Source organism: Halolamina salina (assembly GCF_042678005.1).
Taxonomy (GTDB): Archaea; Halobacteriota; Halobacteria; order Halobacteriales; family Haloferacaceae; genus Halolamina; species Halolamina salina.
Genome location: NZ_JBHUDH010000151.1, coordinates 4,083 through 6,351, shown reverse-complemented (window position 1 = coordinate 6,351; position 2,269 = coordinate 4,083). Strand labels below are relative to the sequence as shown.

The window sequence follows — 2,269 nt, the reverse complement described above, 5'->3', positions numbered from 1 at the left end:
GGCGCACTGCGGTCGCAAGTGGCCAAGCATCGAGATGCTGTTGCCGCCGCGGTTGCTGTCGAACGCACTCCCCGATACCCTCACGTCTCCCACCTTTCACCGACCGCCTTTTGCCCCCTCGTACCCGACTCAAACCCAATGCCGACGAACAAGAAAGGCGACCGGCGCGAGCGCGAGCTCGTCAACCGGCTCGACGACGCCGGCTTCGCCGTCATGCGCGCGCCCGCCAGCGGGAGCGCGACCCAGCGGGAGCTCCCGGACGTGCTCGCGGGCAACGGCGAGAACTTCTACGCTATCGAGGCCAAGTCCTCCGCGGGCGACCCGATCTACCTCACCGGCGAGGAGGTGCAGGCGCTCGTCTACTTCGCTCAGAACTTCGGCGCCAAACCCCGCATCGGCGTGCGGTTCGACCGCGAGGACTGGTACTTCTTCCACCCGAGCGACTGCTACACGACCGACGGCGGCAACTACCGCGTGAAGAAGGAGACCGCGCTCGCCGACGGCACCGACATGGCCGAACTCGTCGGTGACACCGAGAAGGTCACCCTCGAGGAGGCGACCGAGCGCGGCACCGCCACCACCGACGGCGAGGACGACGACCCGGACGAGGGCGTCCGGAAGCTGCTGCAGGCGGTCGCCGACGGCACCCTCACCGTCGACGAGGCGGCCGACGCGCTCGACTGAGCCGCATCGAAGTGCTTTAGGGTGCTCCCGGGCGACTCCGGAGTATGGATATCGAGGAGGGCATGGGGCGGAAGATCGTGCTCTCGATCGCCGCCGTCGCCCTGTTCATCGTCTCGTTCGTCGTCGTCGGCACGACCTTCGGCGTCGACGGAGGACTCTCCGCCACGGGCGGCCTCGCGATGCTCGGCTCTCTGACCGGCTTCATCCTCCTCATGGGGGCGCTGGGGCTGTACTTCGCGAGTCAGGACTGAGCCGGCTCCCGCTCGCGCCAGTCGACGCGCTCCTCCGGCGGCGTCTCCCGCAGTCGCTCGCGGTACAGCACGAGCGGGTGGTTCGCCCGCTCGCGGTGGCCGTTCTGGTTCGTACAGATCCCGTACGACTCGAGCGTCTCACACGACGGCGGCGGGTACTGCGCGCCGCGTTTCTCCCCGAGTCGCTCGACCGCGTACCGGACCTGCGCCTCCTCGAGCGTCGTGTCGGCACAGAACGCCGCCGCCCCGTCGGCGTCGAGGCCGATCGCGGCGAGGAAGGAGAGGAGCGCGAACGACTCGGTGTCGTCCAACGCTTCGCTCTCGGCTCGGGTCAGTAGCTCGTCGAGACAGTCCGGGAACAGCTCCGGTACCACGGCGTCGATGTCCCGGACCGCCACGCGCTCGCCGAGCAGGTCCCGAAGCGCCGACAGCGGCTCCGCGAGCGCGTCCTCCAGCGTGTCCCGGCGGTCGTCGCCGAGGTCGAACGGCAGCCCCGCGGCCACGCGGCGCCGGACGGCCTCGACGAGCAGCCCCTCGCCGTCGGCGCCGTACAGTTCGCCGCGCTGGACCCGGACCTCGCCGTCGGCGAGTTCGCGGTTCACCAGCCGCCACTCCTCCCCCCAGTCGTCGGTGAGCAGGAGGTACTGCTCGACGCCGACGCGGTACCAGTCGCGGTCGGTCGCGCCCGCACTGCGGTTCCGCTCCGCGCCGGCGAGGCGTTCCTCCCGGACCGCGCCGTCGAGTTCGAACTCTCGGAGGATTCGGGGAAGCGACACGGAGGCGTCGGTCGTGCTGCGCAGGCCGTCGTCGTCGCCGGTCACGTCCTCGGCGAAGCGGGCCGCGGCCGTCGACGCCTCCGCAGCGGCGTACTTCTCGACGGCTTTCTCCTCGGACAGGAGGGAGACGAGCACGCGCGCGACGGGGTAGGAGAGCAGTTCGGCCTCGTCGCTCCACCGCCCCGGCTCGGCGGGCGCGGTGGTCCCCTCGGTCAGCGCGCGCTCGACGCGCTCCCGGCCGCGCTCGACGGCCGGGTCGCCCGACGCGGCCAGTTCGGGCACCGAGGCGCCCAGCTCCCCGACGGCCTCGCGGGCCTCGTCGAAGAAGGGGTAGCGGGCGTGGATCGGCTGCATGACTCGCCGTTTCGGAGCGCGGCGAATAAGCGCAGCGGTCGCTACCGACTAGTTCCTCGTCGGGTCGCCTCGCGAGTGATCAGTGTGGTGTTCTGTTCAGGACTCGCAGTCGGCGTCCGTGAACCGGTGCTCCCGGATGTCTTCCTCCGTGAGTTTCGGGGAGTGTCCCAAGAGTGCGATGGTGGTTTCGACGGCGTCGGCCGT

At 70.5% G+C, this 2,269-nt stretch carries 3 protein-coding genes; 2 read left to right on the top strand and 1 reads right to left on the bottom strand.

All coding sequences use genetic code 11. The features are described from left to right. Positions 1 to 138: 138 nt before the first annotated feature. Positions 139 to 684 carry a Holliday junction resolvase Hjc gene (gene hjc / locus ACFR9S_RS12865; RefSeq protein ID WP_379732774.1) on the top strand — a complete coding sequence of 182 codons (546 nt, stop codon included), beginning with the start codon at positions 139 to 141 and terminating at the stop codon, positions 682 to 684. Positions 685 to 728: 44 nt separating this feature from the next. Next, a complete protein-coding gene (locus ACFR9S_RS12860) occupies positions 729 to 935 on the top strand; it encodes a DUF7472 family protein (RefSeq protein WP_379732776.1) in 207 nt (68 codons plus the stop codon). On the opposite strand, the gene ACFR9S_RS12855 is transcribed toward ACFR9S_RS12860, so the two are convergent. Next, a complete protein-coding gene (locus ACFR9S_RS12855) occupies positions 926 to 2,065 on the bottom strand; it encodes a DNA primase (protein ID WP_379818825.1) in 1,140 nt (379 codons plus the stop codon). The two genes, ACFR9S_RS12860 and ACFR9S_RS12855, sit on opposite strands and share 10 nt — an antisense overlap. Between the last annotated feature and the right edge of the window lie 204 nt (positions 2,066 to 2,269).

Coding starts and splice junctions, on each gene's coding strand:
- hjc (WP_379732774.1), top strand. CDS start 139: ATGCCGACGAACAAGAAAGGCGACCGGCGCGAGCGCGAGCTCGTCAAC.
- ACFR9S_RS12860 (WP_379732776.1), top strand. CDS start 729: ATGGATATCGAGGAGGGCATGGGGCGGAAGATCGTGCTCTCGATCGCC.
- ACFR9S_RS12855 (WP_379818825.1), bottom strand. CDS start 2,065: ATGCAGCCGATCCACGCCCGCTACCCCTTCTTCGACGAGGCCCGCGAG.